Origin of the sequence: Halorarius halobius, from assembly GCF_024298865.1 — an archaeon.
Classification (GTDB): Archaea; Halobacteriota; Halobacteria; order Halobacteriales; family Haloarculaceae; genus Halorarius; species Halorarius halobius.
The window spans coordinates 47,007-66,330 of record NZ_CP101164.1 but is presented as its reverse complement, the minus strand read 5'-3'; the positions used below and the strand labels follow the sequence as shown (position 1 = coordinate 66,330).

The following is a 19,324-nucleotide window of genomic DNA, read 5'->3' as shown; positions in this document are numbered from 1 at the left end:
CAGGTTCCTACTTAATATGTCATGAGAAGCCACTCAATCAGCGCTAGTTGGTGTGTTCTTGATGAAAGAATTTGGCCTTCCAGTGAGTTGGTCGGCTCGTAATGATTCCGGATGAAATTGTAATTCTGGGTCTTGGTGTTGTTGCTATATTGGCTGGTCTCGCTGTGGTGGCCCTTGGGGTCGGGCTTGCTGTCGTTCCTCCAACGATTCCTATCTTTAGCGCTGCGACAGAAATTGCGTCCCCCATCTATCTGATTATCGGAACCGCACTCCTCGTGATTGGTTTCGGGGCGATGTATGCAGCGCTCCGTGAGCTATTGGACGGAGTAGGGAGTGGGGTAGGCGGGAAAACTCGACGATAGGTCATAGTCCCTCGATTAGACTGGTAATGTCAGACAGTATGCTTCGATATCTGGGGCAAGTGAGATCACCTGTTCTCGTTTTCTCAGCTCCGCCTTTCTGGATTCGATTCGGGATTCCAGCTGCTCGAGGCGTTGTTTTTGATTTCGAATCGCGATGCGCATATCCGACCCTGTGTTCGCTTTCTCCTCATACGAATTGATGAACGACTGAATCCGATCTCGTTCTGCCTGTTCGTAGGCTTCCAAGTCAGAGAGTTCTTTCTGAACGTCCTGCTGACGGGTTTCGAGCAGATCTTCGCGGATGTCGGCGACCATACTACTGATGTACCTCTCGGCGGCCTCCTCGAGGTCGCCCCGTTGCTTGAGTAGCCGAGAGACCGTACTCTCATCTGGACGGGCGTGAACCGTCTCTGCATCAAGGACGCGCTGGCCGAGTGAACGCTGGGCGTCAAGTCCAGCGAGGTCGACGTAGACGGGGATAAGTTGCTCACGAATTGTCTTGCCAGTTGCATCTTCGAAGGCGACTTTGTAGACGAATGTGATGCCGGGCTGGTCGACGAACGGCAGCAGCTTCATTCCGGTCTTCCCCGCGTGCTGTTCCTGCTGGAGAATCAGATCACGGAGGGCCTGTAGAATATCCGCGTCCGGGGAGAGGTACTCGATTCCGTCGTGATCGATGGCGAAATCGCGACTGAAGGTGAACGGGCCCATCGTCTCAGGCTGACCACTATCAGTCACTGCGGGTGGGACTTCTGCCTCGTACAGCTGGTTTCCGCGCTTCTCGCCTGAGCCCTCGAACGCCTCGATAGCTCGGGTGAAGAATTCCCGGATCTCCTGTTCACTTCCGAAGACATCCTCTGAATCGTCGACGATCGACTGAATCTCCTGTCGACTCTCAGAGTCGAACGTACTGCAGTCGATGAGACTCCGTTCGTACCACTCGAGGAGCGTCTGCTCACGCTCTTCCATCAGCTCCTCGAGTTCCTCTTTTGTTGCTGAGGCAGGTTCCTGGTTCTGGACGGATTTCATCAAGAGGGAGTCAATGTTGACGTCGTCCAGCATTCCGAGGACGTCTGCCGTCGCACCGACCTTCGACCGAATCTCCTCGACCTTGTCTTGGAGGAGCTCAAAGATCTCGGATTCCCGAGTGCCATCGAACTGGAAGTTCCACACCTTGACCTCCTTATCCTGGCCGTAGCGATGGATCCGACCGATACGTTGTTCGAGGCGGTTCGGATTCCACGGGAGTTCGTAGTTGACCATAATGTGGCAGCTGTGCTGGAGGTCGATCCCCTCGCTGGCTGCATCGGTTGCCATCAGTAATCGGGACTTCCCGTAGTTGAATTCGTCCTCAATCCGGGTTCGCTCGTCTTTGCTCACGTCCCCGTGGATGGTTAGAATCTCGTCTGCCCACGGTTCGTCGGCGAAGAGATTGAGGAGATAGTCCAATGTATCGCGGTACTCGGTGAACAGGATGAGCTTCTCGTTCGGATGCTCCTCGAAGAGCTGCTCGATGTAACGCTTGACCTTCCGGGCCTTGGTGTCGACCGGGAGGTCCTCGGCCATCGCGACGAGTTCCTGCAGCGTGTCGATCTCCTTCTGGAGTGCTTCGTCACCCTGGGCGACCGTGAGGCGTTCGAGTTCCTGCTCCGCTTGTTCACGGTCAGAGTCCTCCAAGTCCTCGCCTTCGAGGTAGGCCGTCGCATCGGTCGAGAGACTCCGCTCGTCGGGTTCGAGCAGCCCGTGGAGGCGACGCCGGAGTGTTTCTCGAATCGCGCCTACGCTGCTCACAAGCCGCTTTTGCATGAGCGCCATCGCGAAGCCGACGGCGGGCTCGTTCAGTTGGTCAGATCGGTTGTAGACCTCGCGGACGTACTCGGTTACGCGCTCGTACAGTTGCTCCTCTGCAGGAGACATCGAGACGGTGGCCGTCTGGACATCTCGTTCGGGGAAGATGCGCTCCCCGTTGTCGTCGTAGATGGTCTCCTTCCCGCGCCGGATCATGACACGGTTCACCGTCTCCCGAGTGAGGTCCTGGTCTTCGGCGACGAGGAACGGGTCGATATAGCTGATGAGGGATCGGAACGCCTCACCCTTCCCGTCATGCGGTGTCGCACTCAGCAACAGCAAGGATTCACAGTGGTTGGCGACACGTTCGGCCATAAGCGAGGTTTTGCTGGGGGACTCGCCCCGCTTGCTGGCCTTGTGCGCTTCGTCGATGACGGCGACGTCCCAGAAGGCGTTCTCGATCTCGGACTGGAACTCGTCTTGACGGAGGAACGCCATGCTGGTGACTAGACGCTGGCCCTCCTGGTCCCAGATGTTCGCTTCCTCGCCGAGTCGTCGACGCTCGGCGTCGACCCACTGGCGGTCCGCAACCGTGAGGTCGATGTCGAAGAAGCGCTCCATATCCCGAATCCACTTCTTCTGGAGGTGTGCTGGAACGAGGAAGAGGACGCTATTGGCCCGATTGCGGGCTTCGAGTTCTTTGAGGATGAGGCCCGCCTCGATGGTCTTCCCGAGACCGACATCGTCGGCGATGAGCGCTCGCTGGCGGAGCTTCTGCATTACCTGATTCACACAGGCGAGCTGGTAGGGTTCGAGACGGACGAGCGAGTTCGAGATGCTCAGGAGCTGCCCCTGCTCGTGGGCCATCTTGAGCTGGAGCGCCTCGGTTCGGAGGTCGAACCACTCCGACGAGACTGCTTCGTGTCGGGGGTGGAGGTCTGCTACTTGATCCTCGAGGGTATCGAGTGCATCACTGCTTGGTTCGACGGAGACATGGTCGAGACAGACCGTCTTCGCACCATCACCCTCAATGTAGACCCGGAGGTACGGGAGATTCCCGACTTCGTACGTACGGATGACCTCTGCTGGGTCGCCGTTGAGTCTGATGCGGTCGCCGGATTCGAATTCCCTATTCATCTAATTGAGTACGGATGTGTTCTATCAGTTCCTCCCGTACTTCCTTACCAACTCGTGCGACACCACGTCGTTGGTAGATGAGAACAGGATGCTGGCTCTCTAACGATTCAAGATCGACTGAGTTCAGTGCCTTTCGAGATGTTCCGATGCACCAAATTGAGTTCGGCTTAGCGTTCTCGACAATCTGCTCCCAATGCGGAGTGACGATCTCTTCGAAGGAATCCGTCGTGAAGAGTAGTACTACAACATCAAAATCATTGAGACGAGATAGGAGGGAGTCTCGAAAATGTTCGGTTGCCTCCTTTGCGTTGAATGAGTTGTCAGGCTTGACCTCGTCTGCACCCCGTACGTATCCGTAGGTTTCCGATAGGATGTGGAGTTCAGTATCGCAACAGCGAGAAAGCTCGTCCGCGAGAGTGTTTACAGATAGGAAAGAACCCTCAAAATATTCGGAATAAGACTCAGTAGATTGGCTCGTCGTTGATGAGCCCTCGGTAAATATGGCTGCTCTCATCTAGTCAGTATATCTTCGTAGTGGCTTTTTAAATCGTTCCCTGGACGATTTTCAAATCAGGATGTTCGATGGGTAGAGATCAGGGGTCCAATATTTGACTATTGAACCCGGCGGGGTTCCAGGGGAAACGAGGGGGTCGAAGTCAAGCCATTACCGTTGGATTACAGAACTTTATCGTCGACCACTTCTGGGACAAGATTTTGCTCGGCAAGGGGCTGTATGTTGATCGAAACACCATGCTTCTTTATGGGATCGTATCCAGCAGCCAGAACTTCCTGAAGAGCTCGTTCTTTCCAAACAGAGGGCAAAACTTTCGATAATTGGTCACATCCCTCTTTGATTTCTTCACCTAGTTCCACATCTTCGTCAGTTTCAGCAGCAAGTTTAGCCAAGAGAAGTGCTTCTCCTTCGAGTCCTTCACGAGGTTCGCCAGCATCAAGGAAATTCTCCCCCTTGCTGAAGTAGTAGTTCATAAAGAAGATACCATTACTACCATAGTGAGTTGAACCAACAAGATCATCGAAATAGGAGAAGAGATCATAGAGATGGGCCTCAACAACCGATGATTCTTCCTGACTGTACGCTTCACAGGCGGTTTCAAGATCCTCAAGTGCATCCAGCCATTCGTCTCGGTTTTCACTCACTCGTTCAAGGAATGTTGGGCTGAAGCGATCCTCGAACTCGTCAGGATCCATTTCATCAACAAGTTGATCCAGTGTTTCAAGCCGTTCAGCGGTACGCTCTCGGAACTCTGTAACTTTCGGCTTAAGTTCAGCGGCTACTGATTGAGAGTCTTCGTCTCTTTCTGGTGAATGAGAAGAGCTTAGTTGAAGAGCCGCAGTCTGGAACTCGTTAATTTGAGCAAGTGCGCTCTCGTAGTACTCGTACTCCTCCGCTGCTTCTGCTTGTTCGGTTGTTGAAAGTGAACTATCAGAGCGACGCTGGTCTGCAGCAGCCCTGCGTTCGCGATATTCAGTCTTGAGTGGCTCAAGGTAGCGGGACTCAATCCGATCAAAGAGACTCGCATCAAGCTGATGATAATCTACTAGACAGGCAAAACCCTCCCCCTTAGGGTCTGAGACGAGTCTTTCTGTAGTAAGCCGCCAAATAACAGGGACGTTATTGAATTTTCGGAGCTGGTAATCGAAGAGGTCGTCCTCAATCCACGACTGTATGTTGGGGTAAGCACCTGAATCGGGTTGTCTGTCCCCGAGCAATTGGTCGGCTTCTGCAAGTCGATTCTGTGCCTCATCACCAAATATCTGAGTAAATTCGGTTTCCAGTCGTTCAAGGAGCGGTCTCTCGTCTTCTGCTTCAAAGGCTACCGGAACAATGCCATCGTCGTCTTCGTGGACAATCTTCAGCGTATAATGAAGGAGGAGATCTTTGACGAGTTCGTCAAAATTCTCCGGAGGTTCGGTAATCGATTCGGGATCATACTCGGGAGTTTTACGCGGATCTTCATTCGTCCGTAGTGCGATCTCTTGTAGAACCACTTGCTGCTGTTCTTCCTGAATATCGAAATGGTCAAAGATGATCTGGTCAATCGCTGCTGCTCGCTCCTCCATTTCACTCTGAAGCCATTCTTTGCGTTTTGCAGTAGAAATCGCTAAGTCTCGTAAGGAGGTCTCACCGCTGTACTGTTCATCAATAGCTGGGGAAGTAATTGAATCTACGAGAGTTCGGTGGGGGTGTTCATACCATTCAGGAGGTTTAGATTCGGTTATCGGTTCTAAAAGCTCTGGGCCAGTATAGTAAGGTGATTCGAAGTCGTGCTGACGAAGCCGCAATAGCAAACCGATGATCTCTTCAGAATTTTCTTTAAGAGTGTCAATTTTTCCAAGTCCTTCATACCATGGGACTTTCGATATCTCTCCAATTTCCCACATACGCTCCGGGGTTTGGCAGAGCATCAAATAGGTAAACAGATTGCTATTTGAATAAGAGAGGACATTCCAGATATCCTCTGATGGAATGAAGACTGATCCTTTATGTCCAAAAATCGAATTCTGATGTAAATAGCCGAATCTTCGCCCTCCTTCTTTTGCAACAGTATAGGTTAGAGATTCTTGGAAATAATGTTGCGTGTTTTGGGGTCTGGAACCGCCATAACGTTTTATTTGCTTTCCATTGTTGTTCCAATTAACCATTAAACCAACCCGGGGAAGCATCCATGCATCTTCACCACCTTTAGCAAAGGGTATCCAGCCATCATCATCGATTTCCCAAAATTGGCGGGTGAACCTGGGATCTTTACCAGTTGCTAGACCTTGCTTCACAACACCAAGACTATCTTTGTCTACACGAGCGTTGTCCGCATCATAGACAATATCCGAGTCGTATAAAGAACGGAGATTACGCGGAACCCAGTAAGAAACTGGGCTCCCAGATATCATATCGAATTCGGACATTTCTCTCTCGTAGAAACGTCGAATTCCGTTTTCATCTACGGGATTACCAAAAGCACAAGAGAGGAATTTCTCCTCTTTTTCTTCCGATTCAAGATCGTGAAGTCGAAGGAAACTACCCTCTGAATCTGGGGTTTGTGACTCGCCACTACGGACAACTGTCCCAACGGTTCGGACAGTCGCATTGTCCAACACCCCGATGCCATACTCAGCCAAGAAATCGAATGACCCTTTTTCACCGATGAAGTCTTCACGGAAATCCTCAAAGCTCCGCTTGAACATGAATGAACGCGGAACGAGCATCCCAATACGGCCATTTTCCTTGGTTAGATGGTCGCAGACCTCGAAGAAGTTGATATAGAACTCCGGAGTATATTCGTAGTGTTCTTCAACATAATCTTTAACGACATCAGGCATTCCACTTCCCGAGCCGTATGGCGGATTCATCAGTGTGACATCATAGTCCTGTGATAGGATTACCAGAACACGGAGAAAACTTCTGAGGTCCTGTGCCATAAAGGATTCACCGTTCCGGTGCTCAGCAACTTCCTGATGGAGATTTTCAAGGAATTTAGTGATACTACCAGGACCCTCGACAGACTCAATAAGTGTCGGCTGCTCCGCTGTTGTGAAATGCTCTTCAAGCGTCCCCCTTACATCGAGTAGTGAACCAAGTCCTTGGACATCTTCGAATGCCTCCAAAATATCCTCAAGAGCAGCCCGAACGTCGTGCTGATCCTCCGCAACCTCATCGAAAATCTCGGAAGCTGCTCCGATGTTAGCTATTTTCGCGTCGGCACAAACAATACCCACCTCCGGCATTTGGAAGTCTTCTGCGCCCTCTTTCTCAGCGCGCCCTCGAGCCTTTAGATACAGGTTGAATGCAGCCAATTGGCAGGCCCGCATATCGAGGTCTACCCCGTGGAGATTGTGTCGAAGAATCTTTTCTGGGATTTCAGACCGGGCGAGGTCTGGGCGTTCTTGATGCCAGATTCGCTCAAGGACGTCAAAGGCATACAATAGAAAGTGGCCACTCCCACAAGCGGGATCGATTACTCGGACGTCTTTTGGTTCCTCAAAAGTTGGGGATTCACCTTCTTCTTCTGTCGGAACGAGATATGTGCTGAAATCAGCTAGCGATGGTGATTCCGCAGGAGATGTATCGCGGAACTTGCGTTCATCTGCGGAGAGCGTCGATTGTTCTTCGATAGTAGTCGGAAGCTCGCCATTTGCCTCCAAATACATCTTGGTGAGGCTGTTATCGGTGAGCATCCGCACGACCCAATGAGGTGTGTAGAACTGATTTGCCGGAGGTACATCCTCGGGTTCTAATCCTTCTTGGTTTCTCTTGTGGCGTAGCTCTTCCAGCTTAGAGGCATTGTAATACTCGTAGACCCAACCTAGGACGTCGTCAGCACGCCAAACTTCCTCAGAGACATCATCGAGCTTACGGCAGAGTTCTTCGAAGACATCGATGTCGGGGTCAACGATGCTGTATGGTGATTCAGGGTCAAAGAGAATCTCGATTTCGTCAGTTAGCTTGCGGCAGGCCTCGTCGTAGGCTTCAATTTTAGCTTCGTCGGGACCGAGATACTTCTCGTTTTCAAGCTTCTCAGCTGCAGGGGTTGTTCCCGAGTCTCCAAACTGAGTGATCGGGCGGTCAATGAACCCTCTGACTTCCATACAACGGAGGGCAGTGATCCGATTGACGACAGTATATCCGACACCCATCACATACCGTTCGAACTTTTCCTCCCATGACTTTTCATCGTCCTCACGCTGAACAGCCGCTACCAATTCGGCTCGAATTTCATCCTCTTCACCAGAAAGCTCCCCTCCACCGTCCTTATCATTGAGTTCGTAGGTATGTTCAAGCTGATATTCGATATCTCCTTCAACAGTTTCTCGAAGGTCTGTGACGACGTCTTCGAGATGCTCACGCTCTGATTTGTCCAGTTGGGCTTTCGTCTCAAGAGAAGATTGTCCAGACATGATGTACCGCTCTTGTCTTCTACCTCATAATGCGTCCACATCAAAGTTCCCTTGAGGTCCGCTGATTTCCCCCCTGAAATCCTCACAAGAACTTCTAAGTGTATACCACGGTCTCGTCATAGTATGGCTACAGGTCGAAACGGGGATTTGGATTCGTGGGTCCCATCTCTCGTCGGGACACTCCCCGAATCGAAAATCACGATGGCTTTAACTCGGTGTGGTCTCCAAACCGAGAGAACGTACGAGATCTCCTCTCTCTACGCGGACGAACTCGACTGGACCTCGGTGAAAGATATCTGGTACGAGGACCGCGTTGCGAATCGGAGTAGTCGGAACAGTTCGAAATCCCTTCTCATCGCGATTCGAGCACGGCTTCAGTCAGCGGGGGAAGGGCTCCCCTCGGTTCCACTGCTCCCAACGATTCTGGACCAGTGTCGGAACGAACGCGATCAGGCACAGGTCCTCTTTCTCTATCTCGTTAACCACGACGGGCTGGCCCGCTTTGTTGTTCACGAGTACCTCCGCCGACTGATAAAACAGGGACCTTCTGCACTCGATTTCGAGACGGAGACTGTTCTCAGCATCCTCGACGAGTTTCGGGACAAGGCTGGCGAACCATTAGACTACTCGGAATCAACCCAGAAACGGTGGGTTCAGGGACTTCGATCTGCCCTTCGGGATATCGGTGTCCTCGAAGGAAAGACCGAGACCGCCGGTCAACCCCCGAAAGTCGGCGACGTACCCCTCCAGGTCGCAGCTTACTACTCCTGGATGCAGAATGGCGACGAGTGGCTCACGAAGCCAATCGGCTGGCTCTATCTATTCCAGTCCGAAGAGTACTGGGAACCCCAGAGTAAGCGGCTGGCCGGATATGAGGGCTGGACACACCACGAAGCCCGGAGTCGCGTCTGGTTTGAACCCGTCGACGACTTCTACACGATGCTCGCGGAGGGGTCGGCATGACTTCCATTGAGGACCTCTTTGAGAAGCAGGACGCAACCTTCGAAGAGTCGATTCGTATCGACCGGAAGTTCGAGGAGGACGAAGACAGAGCCGCTCATCGCGACCAGCTCTACCGCCACTACCTCGACACCTACCACATCACAAAGGCCTCTGAGAACTTCCTCCGAGACTTCTTCCTTCGAGTCCACGGTTACGACGAAGAGATGCGGAAGGGAGCCAATCACTGGCTCTACGGGTACTACGGCAGCGGGAAGAGCCACCTGCTGACCGTCCTCAACCTCCTCACTGCGTCTGCAGATCTCAAAGAGGAAGACAGAGAGGAGGTTTGGAACCGGCTAGATTCAGATGGCTCCTACAGCGACCTCTTCGAGACGTGGTCCTCGATGCTCGACGAGTACCATCTCGTTCCTCTCCCGATCAACCTCCTGAAGTACCAGAGCGTCCGGGAACAGAGCTTCAGTGAGATCATCCTCCAGGCAGTCTATCAAGCGAGAGGCCTCTCGGATCGACTCAACATCGCATTCTTCGAGGAGTGGTATCAGAATCAAGGAACATGGGATCAGCGTGATGAACTCACGAAAGAGATCCTCCAAGACGAAGACGTTCCCAACGCGGACCAGTACTCGTGGGACGATGTTCAGCAGTACCGAATTCTCTCTGACCTTGTCTTGGAGGAGCTCGTCGAACGAGAGACAGGAACTGCAGATGGATTGGCGGATATCCAACGCCAAAATATCGGACAGCGGATGGCTGTCGAAGCTATCGAGTCGTATCGGCAAGAACTCGAAGCGAAGTCTGAGAAACCAGTCAAGATTGTCCTCCTCGTCGACGAAGTGACGCTGTTCATCGGTGGGGACTACCAGCGTCTCTCGGAATTAAACGCACTCGCAGAAAGTATCGATACGATCGGCGAAGGAAACATCCAGATGGTGGCTACGGCGCAGTCCGAGATCGAAGACGTCCGACCTGGACTCGCCGCAAAGCAGCTTGACTTCGGGATTCTCAAAGACCGCTTCCCACACCAGTACCACTTGCCGAGCCATCACGCCGGAGAAATCGTTCAGCGTCGCCTCCTCGAGAAGACCGAAGAAGGAGCAGACTGGGTTGAGTCAGAAGCACTGACGGCGCGAGTCCATCCGACATCCACATTCGTCTACTCAGATGTCGGGCAGAACACGCAGCCGCGTCTCAATCGAGTCGATGAAGATGCGTTCGTGAAGTTCTATCCGCTCCTGCCCTACCAGCCAGCGCTCTTTCTCGAGATCCTCTCAAATCTTCGGAACGAGCTAGCCGACTCGACGAAATCGATCTTCTCTGGGACAGCGAGAGCAATTCTTGCCATCGTCGCCGGGCTACGAGACCGATGGATGCGCGACGAGAGCAAAGGCGAGCTATCCCTCATCAGCCTCGTCGACTTCTATGATTTGATTCGATACGAGCTTGAAGATATTATCCCCAAAGAAATCGAGGTCATAGAAGAGATTGAATCCGACGAGGAAACCACTGACTTCGATCTGAAGGTAGCAAAAGCGGTCCTGCTCCTCTCGTATGTACCCGACTCAGTCCCCCAGAATGATGCCAATATCGCTGTTGCAGTGATGGACGACCTCAACGGTCAGCCGAGAACAACCGTCCGAAATCAAGTCCAGAGTTCGTTGGAAAATCTCGACAAATACATCAGGCCGAACACGGCCGATGACGGTCCTCTCCTCCGAATCACGGATCCGGAAGAGCGGGAGATCATCGAAGAAGCACGCAAGCACCGAGCCAACCCTGATTGGAACGAGATTACTACCGCTCTCGACAACGAGCTGTGGGCAGACATCCGTCCTCGCCTGAACCTGCCGACGTCGGTTCCCTACGGTGGGGATGACGACAAGTACCCCCTCTCGTACAACTTCTCCATTGACGGGCAACCACTGAATGAGGAAGACGAGCACGAGAGTGCGCTTGAAGCCACTGTTGTTATCCGTGGCGTGCGACCTGATGTCGACTTCACAAAAATCAACGAGGGGACGATCTACTGGTCGGTCAAGGAGGATGGATTGGATGATCTCCGAAGCCAACTCATCGAGTGGTGGTCGTTTCACAAAGCGACGGCCGAGACGGAGACACCCGATACGATAGCTCGAGATGTCGACGATGCAGCAGACAGGGTGAAAAGTAAGATCGCAAGCGCCCTTAAGAACGGGTCGTTCAAGGTCGAATCCCAGGAACCACGAGGACTGGAATCCGCAGTCAAAGAGTGCATCAACCGTGCGTATCCCTCGTTCTTCCATCCCGTCATGCTCGAGGTGGATCAGAGCTATCTCACTGAACTCAAGCGACTCGGCGACGACGAGGAGTACCCGGAGTGGGCACAGAAAATCGATGTCCCGACACCGGATGCCGAGCTATCGACGATGGGGGTGATTGCGAGGGAAGTTCGTTCAGATGTTGGACCAGTATTGATCCAGCACGACAACGAGATGGGTCTGCCAGCACTCTTCGAGAAAGTCACCGAGGAGACGCCGTTCTATGGGGAAGTCAAACCCGCAATAACGGCGGTCCTCTGGGGTCTGTGTCGAGCGGGAGAGTTCCGTCCTGTTGCAGAGGACGGAGAGGCACTTGCAGCGGATGAACTGCTGACGCTCTCACAGCAGATGGAAATCAAGTTGCGGACGGCGCCGTCGTCGACGTCGCTCAAGGAACAGTTCATCGATGCTGGAATCATCGACCCGATTCAAACTGTCGACGAGGGAATTGTCGCCCTCGAAGAACTGAATGAGTCGGTCAAGAGGCGAGCGCGTACGCTTGCAGAGACGACAGAAGTCAGTACAGAGACTGAACTGGAGAGCGATGCGCTCGTCTCTCTGGTAGCGGCGTTCAGCAACACTCTCTCCGAAATGGCGGATGCTGCAGAATCTCGCGACGAAGCAATCACTGCAGACGACACGGATTGGGAGGAAGTAATCGACCAGGTGGCGAGTGATGAAGAGTGGATGACCGCGGTCAAGGGGCGATGGGAATCCAGAGAACCCTATCTGTTACAACTCGACGGTTTGCTGCGGTTCAGAGAGCTTGAGATTGAATGGCTTAGCCAATCGTTCTACGACGCACTGGACCAATTGAGCCAACAGCTCCAGGAAGAATCTGGTCGAGAGTGGTGGACACAGGAAGGATGGCAATCCTTCGATCAGTCACTAGACGCCCGGTTGACCGCAACCTCGGCGCTCGAAGAGGATTGGTCGGCTCAAGTGGCAGAGACCGACGCTAAATCACTAGCAACGGAGCTCGAAGGGCACCAATGGCTTACTCCCCCGCTACAGCTTCCTGAACACAGCGTTCACGATGGATTCCAGTCCGGATATCTCCGCCCGCTTCGGCACTTCAGAGATACCCACGAAGATATCCAGGCCTGCATTAGTGCGCTAACGAACCGGGAGCCTGGAACCCATGACGAACGCGCGTTGAAACGAGCACTCGGGACGGTGTCCTCGACGACGGATTGGGATAGCCTCACGGAGGAGCGAGTCAACACGTATCAAGAAAAGTACGAGACTGTAGAACAACTGGTCGGTGGGACTCGACCCGACGAAATTGAAGGAGTAGGTGTGCTGTTCGGTGATGAGTCTGCACTCAAAGATCAGTTTGAGCGCTTCGTGAAGTCGAAGAAACCGACAATCGAGCAGGTCAATGGAGGTGTGGTTATCAAATGACGTCGACGAGAAACCCACTCAAGAGATTTACTGAGGAGTTAGTCGACTTCGCAAGTGGCGAACGACGGGGGATTCGAAATCCATTTGTCATGGTCCCGGTCGAACCATCTGTTGAACATCGCGTGACCGAGCGGTTGGTTCGATGGGCAGACACGGAGACACCGGGTACGCTTACCAACTGGGTTGGCGTCGAAGATCAGGCCGGCAATGAACTCACCGTCGAATGTGTTCGGCTGGACCACCTGATGCCTGAGACACGCGTTTTCGAGACCACACTTGATCTCGGCCCCCTAGAACGGACCACCCCCGGAGCAGTGACGGAGACGCTCGAAACGAGCTTGGCTGATGAACTTATCGAGAAACTCGTCGAAGAACAACTCAAAGGCGAAAACACCCAACAACATATCCTCCTGCTTGTGAACCTCGGAAGCCTCTATCCTTTCACCCGCGCCTCAGAGTTGCTCGATGAGATGGACCGCCGAAACGTGAATACCACAATCGGAATCCCGTTCCCTGGTTCGATCAGGGGAGGGAAATTGAGTTTCTTCAACGAGGACGCGCGCCACTACTATCCAGCCCACCGAATTGACGAGAAAATCACTGAGGTGTACCTCGATGACTGATACGACACTTGAATCACTGTTTGCTCGCTCGCCGACACGAGAACTCGAAGAAGTACAGAAAGTCAACGAAGTCGGCCAAGCCGAACGCGACATCGACGAGTTCTATGAGACTGATAGCGCTCGAAAGGTACTCACAGAACTTGGAGAGATCGTCAACAGTACTGGATCACAGCCACGATTTCGGTACGTCCATGCCACTTTCGGGTCCGGGAAAACGCACCTCCTGAAGCTAATTGGAATCGCGACCGGCGAGATCGAGGGGCTCGAAACCGTCGCGCCGAAGCTTTCGAGTCAGTTCTCCGGGTTCAAGGAATTCAGAGATCGACTCAATTCGTCCCACATTGACCACCTTGTTCCCCTGTTCATGAATCTCCTCGACCGAGACAAGGTTCGTGACTCGACACTCTCGCTCTTGATCTACGAGGAGCTGGGGAATCAGCTCAACTACCCAACCGACCCGCTCTGGTTACTCGAGTGGGTGTGGACCTTAGAAATCGAGTATGGGCTCTGGGAAGCCGTACGCTCAGCAGAGCACGATGGGATGTCGTTGCAGGAAGCGGCGCAGGACAAGGCCGCGCTCCGTCCCTGGCTCTATGAAGCACTTCCTGAGATGGACGAGACCGATGGCACGCCCTATGCGACAAAAGCTGATGTCAAGGAATCAATCGAGCAAGCCACGGACCAAATCAGTACCGAGGCGTTCACACCTGATGAACTCGTAGAACGACTGGACCGAACAAAGCGCTACTTGCAGGAATCGGGCGAGACGTACGAATTCCTCATTGGACTCGACGAAGTCGCCATCTACGTCGGTGACCAGCAACACCGCTATCGAGAGTTCATAGAGACGGTCGACACACTCAATGCCGACATTAATCCTCCAATTCTGGGAACAGGCCAGTGGTCACTGCGGGACATGCAGCAGGACTTCATGGGAGAAGTCGATCCTGAAGCGTGGTACACGAACGAAATTCCGCTCCGTGGTGCTGACACGGAGATCATCGTCAGAAAGCGGTGGCTCCGAAAGTCAGATTCCGGTACGGAAACGGTGCACGACCTGCTCGAGCGCGCTCCCGAATTCGAGCCAGAACTTGCCGACGCTTCCGAATACACCGACGTCGGGGATCCCATAGAGGCGTACCCCTTCCGTGAACACGACCTCTGGTTGCTCCGTGAGGTCATGCAGAGCCTCAAGAAAGAAGACTTGGAAGTTGACAGGGAGTATGTTCAGGGACGCGCACTGCTGATTCTCGTCCGTTCTCTCTTCACGAGCTTCGATTGGTCCCAGAAAGAATCTGGAGCGGTCGTTGCGTGGGATGAGATCTATGACTTGATTGAACGCGAAACGACGGACATTCCGGGGTGGGCAAAGGACCAGATCCAGAAGGTCGAGAACACAACCGACGAGATGGGAGTGAGTGTCGCGAAGGTCCTCTATCTGCTTGGGCAGGTCGACGCCGTCCCGACAACGGAGGAGAACATCACGCGGCTTCTGGTCAGTTCAGTAGATACTGACATCGATCAGCTCCAAAGTGATGTTGAGGAAGCCCTCAAAGCGCTGATGGAGGACAACTTCGTCCGAACCGACGAGAGTACCCAACCCCAGACGTACAGAATTCTGTCCAAAGAGATTGTTGAGTTCTGGGATCAGGTCCACCGGGAGGCTGCAGAGCTTCCCAAACACCAAGTTCGCTACAATATTGAGGACCTTCTTCGCGAAGCTGACCGTGGTCGATTGACTGCAGATGATTCCCTCCGCACGCGGAACATCGATGGAATCTCCGACGCCCCGTACACATTCCGCTACACGGTATTAGATCAAGTCGACTCATCACCAGAACCTCGCTTCGATGGTGTGGTTGCTAGGGTTCTAGCAGCAGACCCGGATACAATCGATGACTCACGAACGAGATGGCAGGAGGCGAACGCTGGTGAGCAAGGGGTCGAGGATGTCCTGGTCGTTATTGAACTTTCGGAGGGGCTTCGCGAAAGTATTCGCCATCTAATTGCGTTGGATAAGTTATTGGAACCGGGTGCTAGCGCAGACCTCCGTATCGAGCAACAACAAGAGGAGGAGACTGTCGAAGACGAGATCGAAGAACTCCTCTATGCAGCAAAGGTCTATACGCCGGACCACAGCACGACACGGGGTACGTATCTAAGCAACATCGATAGTGTGCTCGCTGATGCCGTCAGGGAAAAATTCGAGAACAGGAAAACACTCGATACCCGGCTGCAGGAGGTTGACGACGCTCGCACCCTCTTCGAGTTCTTTAATGGGAATGGTACGTGGCCGTTCTCGGCCGATGACGCAGAAACGCTCGGCGTCAAGACAGTTCCGAGAGAGATCAGTGATGGGTGGGCTGAAGAGTTCCTCAATGATTACGCTGGAGAGGAATTGGTGAGTGGGGAGACTGTCCTCGAAGAAATCGCGGGTCGCCGTGGGAAATATCTCGGCACGCCGCGCGAAGCACTCGCCGCGCTTCTGATCACGCTCGCCGCGGCAAATAAAATCGAGATCAGACGCGATGGTGTCCGTATCGAAGACCCGGGTGAAATCGGTCGTGTGATGCGGCGGCTTTCCGATATCCGTGACATCGATATTGGATTCGATCCCGTGGATATTGAGGGAAGTAGCAATCTAAAAGCGGTCTATCAATCTCTCCGAGGATTCGCCCCACAAGGGAACGATCCAACCGCTTGGCTCTCCAATCTCGCCTCCTGGGCAGAAAAGAATAGTTCGGGTATTCGGAATACCTGTGCTCGTGTGGATCTCGAATTCGACGAAGAAATTACGTTGGATGCGCTTCGCGAGGCGTTAGAACCAGGGATGGCTGGTGGCGAACTTGACGATACTGTATTGACTGAATCACCAGTACCAACGCAAGCAGAGTGGTTCCACAAAGCAGAACCATTATTCGAGGGCGATGAGCCGCTCTGGGACGAATTCAACAGTACACTCGAAACGATGCGATCACTGTATCCAGATGCTGCGATCACCTACAAAATGGAGGACGCTGTTGATGGGTCACGCATCCCCTCCAAAGAGAGTCTCACTAAACTCCAGACAGAGGCTCATGACTTCCGTTCCTCCCAGATTAGTGAACTCTACAGCCGTCTCACGGGAACCACACCTGAAGCAGATTCGATTTCAGACCTATGTTCAGCGGTCGAGCAAGTGTTCCTGAATAACGATGTGATCGCGGAAATTGATACCGTCACCGAGACGATTCCAAAAGTGAACTTCGAGTCGCTCAGAAAACTCGATGAGATCGCTGCATCCGCGGAAGACATCTCTGAATCAGATATCGCATCAGGGAACGCAGTCAGCGAAGCTGGTCAGCTTGAGAAAGCACGAGGGCTACTCGACGATCAACCGGACGGGCCAGTCTACGATCAGCTTAGATCTCGGTACGAGGAACTCAACTCGGAACACCCGGATGCGTTCATCACGAAGCAGGTGGAGCGTGCGCTAAGCGGACCAGACCTCGTCACATCGTCTCAAGCAGAAGCATTGGTAAAACGGGCCGATGCAAAGCTCCAGTCAAAGGACGATGACGAGGATGGCGAAGACGATGATGATCAAGAGGACGGTAGACCATCAGTCGACGAGCTCTGGGCAGAGGTAACAGAACCAGGTGACGGAACTATCGTGGTTATTGATCCAGAGGAGGGAGACCGATGAAGTCGCAGCCGACAACGACACTCGAAAACCAAGCGAAAGCCCATCTCGAGGATGAATTTCCTGATGAACACGCAACAGCTGTTCGGGTCGTCTGGTGGGACGAGGGGGGGCATCTTCGGGAGGTTGTCCGTGCTGCTGCAGACCAGATTGGAGTGGGATTCTCGGAGGCAGAACGGTTCCCTCTTGAACTGAGGAGATCCGCAGTGAAAGAACCGGAATCACCCCACGTCTGGTACATCCCGGAAGCTAAAACAGTCGAAGATCCAGAGGAGGGGCTGATTGAGCGGGACTGGTTCAGAGACATCCGTGAAACTGGCGGTGAAATCGAACTCACGATCGAACAGCTGACTGCCGAGCTGTATGAGGTGAATCCCTGGGATATCTATGATGTTGAGCGAGGAACGGAGTCTGACCGCGAAACTGCGGCGAATGTAATCAAAACTCAGTTCGCAAGCGGTGGAATTCCACGCTACGGGGACCTAATCGGTGAGATAATCACAAAGGGAGAGGGCCAGATTTTAGAGCACCTCCTCGAAGGTGGATGGCCAGAAATTGACAAGGATGATGAGACGATTGCCCGAGTGCAAAAGTCGCTTAAAGACAGGCACGTCGCTCCCGCAGACAATGCTGAAACACCAGAGGAGATCGAGGACGTCGTCTGGAAGTGGGCCGTTGCCCGCTGGCTCGTCGCCGAGGGAATGGATGTCGACGCCTTCCCCGAGGGATATGGAAACGTGGGTAGCACCCTTGGCGATATCAATCCACTAAAACGGATTGTCAATTCTCGACAGAGCAAGCGGTTGGCAGAGCGCTATCTGAGCGAGAGCTACTGGGGGGACGTAATCGAATCATCCGACGATGCGTGGGAGCTCGCGGCCTGTCCAGTTGATGGGGCGCTTGATGCAACTCTGTGGGATGCTTGGCTCGAATCATTAGAAGAGGGGAGGTACACGGAATGTGTCGAAAGGGCGAACAAACGCCAACAAGCTCTCGGGGTGTATCCGGACGATATTCCCTGGACGACGCTCTGGGAACAAGCCGAACAGGTAGCCGAGTTGGAATTGCGGTTTGCAGCCTGGGAAGAGCGGTCCCAGTCGTTCGACCCCTTCGACCAGTATGCCGATCAGGAAGACGGAACCTGGAAGATCGACTATGGGGTATTGGAACTCGAGATCACAGGTGAACCCGAGCAAGAGAGACTCCTCAACTCTCACCCGGCGACGGAGTCGCTCCCTGAGATTCGCGCCGAGCTCTTAGAGACGCGGTATATGAACTATCTTGAGGAGATGAGCGAGGCAGTAGTCAGTTCGTTCAGTACTGGATCGCCTCTGGCGGGGAAAGACGCTGCCTACGAGTGGTGGACTGACAACGAGCAGGATCTCGCAACAGGGGAAACAGTCGCCCTGTTTCTGATTGATGCGCTGCGATTAGACCTCGCTCGGGAGCTGGCCAACCGCCTTCGAGAAGACTATTCGATCGCCGAAGAGACCAGAGTTAGCACGCTTCCATCGGAGACCAAGTTCGGGATGGCTGCACTCACACCGGGGCGAGCCCACAGGTTCCGTGTCAAGCTCCGGAACGGAAAGCTCTCTGTCGAACGAGGTGGCCAGCGTCTCGACAACAAAGGAAATCGAGTGAAAGTCCTCGAACGGGAGGGGTGGGACGTACCGGAGGACAGCAATTCGGGGTGGCAACACCACCAAATCGCATACTACGACAAGGATATCGACGATATTGGTGAAAACGAACTCGACAATCCAGAGAGTCACTTCACCAGTTACATCGACGAACTCTACGATCTGATTACAGAGAAACTAGAGAACGAAAACTGGGATCGAATCTACGTCGTGACGGATCACGGATTCGTCTTGCTCCCGAAGGGGACTACGATGGAATCGATCTCTAGCTACGACGGAGATGGAGAGGTCAAATATCGGCGAATCGCTGGAGACGACATTGAGGACGCCGGAACAGGCGTCCGAGTCACGGATCAGACACCCGGAACAGAATATCTGAAAACGTCAGTTCGATTGCTCGCCAAACCTCGGCAGTATAACAGCAAAAGCGGGCTTACCGACGCCCGCTATTACCACGGTGGGATCCTTCCGCAGGAATGTATGCTGAACTTCCTCCGGATTGAGAAGGAATAGCCAG

The 19,324-nt window shown here is 53.3% G+C and carries 9 protein-coding genes; 6 read left to right on the top strand and 3 right to left on the bottom strand.

Annotated elements, in window-relative coordinates; translation table 11 throughout:
* Positions 1–101 precede the first annotated feature (101 nt).
* Positions 102–362, top strand: a complete 261-nt coding sequence (locus NL112_RS22090; protein ID WP_255153079.1) for a hypothetical protein — start codon at positions 102–104, stop codon at positions 360–362.
* Between the two features lie 15 nt (positions 363–377).
* Here NL112_RS22090 and NL112_RS22085 read toward each other — a convergent pair whose 3' ends face one another.
* From NL112_RS22085 to pglX, 3 genes are all read right to left on the bottom strand, one after another.
* Positions 378–3,287: a helicase-related protein gene (locus NL112_RS22085; protein WP_255153078.1), complete on the bottom strand. Its 2,910-nt coding sequence runs from the start codon at positions 3,285–3,287 to the stop codon at positions 378–380.
* A complete protein-coding gene (locus NL112_RS22080) occupies positions 3,280–3,801 on the bottom strand; it encodes a hypothetical protein (RefSeq protein WP_255153077.1) in 522 nt (173 codons plus the stop codon). The genes NL112_RS22085 and NL112_RS22080 overlap by 8 nt, the downstream gene beginning before the upstream one ends.
* A 161-nt stretch (positions 3,802–3,962) precedes the next feature.
* The gene (pglX, locus tag NL112_RS22075) at positions 3,963–8,201 is read right to left on the bottom strand and encodes a BREX-5 system adenine-specific DNA-methyltransferase PglX (protein ID WP_255153076.1); all 4,239 of its coding nucleotides are present in this window, start codon (positions 8,199–8,201) and stop codon (positions 3,963–3,965) included.
* A gap of 123 nt (positions 8,202–8,324) precedes the next feature.
* Here pglX and NL112_RS22070 point away from each other — a divergent pair, with 123 nt between their 5' ends.
* The 5 genes from NL112_RS22070 to pglZ are packed head-to-tail and all read left to right on the top strand — an operon-like array spanning position 8,325 to position 19,320.
* Positions 8,325–9,164, top strand: coding sequence for a BrxA family protein (locus NL112_RS22070; protein WP_255153075.1), 840 nt, complete (start codon positions 8,325–8,327; stop codon positions 9,162–9,164).
* Positions 9,161–12,862 (top strand): hypothetical protein, encoded by a 3,702-nt coding sequence (locus NL112_RS22065; RefSeq protein ID WP_255153074.1) that lies wholly within the window; start codon positions 9,161–9,163, stop codon positions 12,860–12,862. Before NL112_RS22070 ends, NL112_RS22065 begins: the two co-directional genes overlap by 4 nt.
* Positions 12,859–13,485: a BREX protein BrxB domain-containing protein gene (locus NL112_RS22060; protein WP_255153073.1), complete on the top strand. Its 627-nt coding sequence runs from the start codon at positions 12,859–12,861 to the stop codon at positions 13,483–13,485. Before NL112_RS22065 ends, NL112_RS22060 begins: the two co-directional genes overlap by 4 nt.
* The gene (locus NL112_RS22055; protein ID WP_255153072.1) at positions 13,478–17,170 is read left to right on the top strand and encodes a hypothetical protein; all 3,693 of its coding nucleotides are present in this window, start codon (positions 13,478–13,480) and stop codon (positions 17,168–17,170) included. Before NL112_RS22060 ends, NL112_RS22055 begins: the two co-directional genes overlap by 8 nt.
* Positions 17,167–19,320 (top strand): BREX-5 system phosphatase PglZ, encoded by a 2,154-nt coding sequence (gene pglZ, locus NL112_RS22050; protein ID WP_255153071.1) that lies wholly within the window; start codon positions 17,167–17,169, stop codon positions 19,318–19,320. The genes NL112_RS22055 and pglZ overlap by 4 nt, the downstream gene beginning before the upstream one ends.
* Positions 19,321–19,324 lie beyond the last annotated feature (4 nt).

What these genes read in the sequence shown, in the direction of transcription:
- NL112_RS22060 (WP_255153073.1), top strand. Translation starts at nt 12,859, where the DNA reads ATGACGTCGACGAGAAACCCACTCAAGAGATTTACTGAGGAGTTAGTC.
- NL112_RS22085 (WP_255153078.1), bottom strand. Translation starts at nt 3,287, where the DNA reads ATGAATAGGGAATTCGAATCCGGCGACCGCATCAGACTCAACGGCGAC.
- NL112_RS22070 (WP_255153075.1), top strand. Translation starts at nt 8,325, where the DNA reads ATGGCTACAGGTCGAAACGGGGATTTGGATTCGTGGGTCCCATCTCTC.
- NL112_RS22065 (WP_255153074.1), top strand. Translation starts at nt 9,161, where the DNA reads ATGACTTCCATTGAGGACCTCTTTGAGAAGCAGGACGCAACCTTCGAA.
- NL112_RS22055 (WP_255153072.1), top strand. Translation starts at nt 13,478, where the DNA reads ATGACTGATACGACACTTGAATCACTGTTTGCTCGCTCGCCGACACGA.
- pglZ (WP_255153071.1), top strand. Translation starts at nt 17,167, where the DNA reads ATGAAGTCGCAGCCGACAACGACACTCGAAAACCAAGCGAAAGCCCAT.
- NL112_RS22090 (WP_255153079.1), top strand. Translation starts at nt 102, where the DNA reads ATGATTCCGGATGAAATTGTAATTCTGGGTCTTGGTGTTGTTGCTATA.
- pglX (WP_255153076.1), bottom strand. Translation starts at nt 8,201, where the DNA reads ATGTCTGGACAATCTTCTCTTGAGACGAAAGCCCAACTGGACAAATCA.
- NL112_RS22080 (WP_255153077.1), bottom strand. Translation starts at nt 3,801, where the DNA reads ATGAGAGCAGCCATATTTACCGAGGGCTCATCAACGACGAGCCAATCT.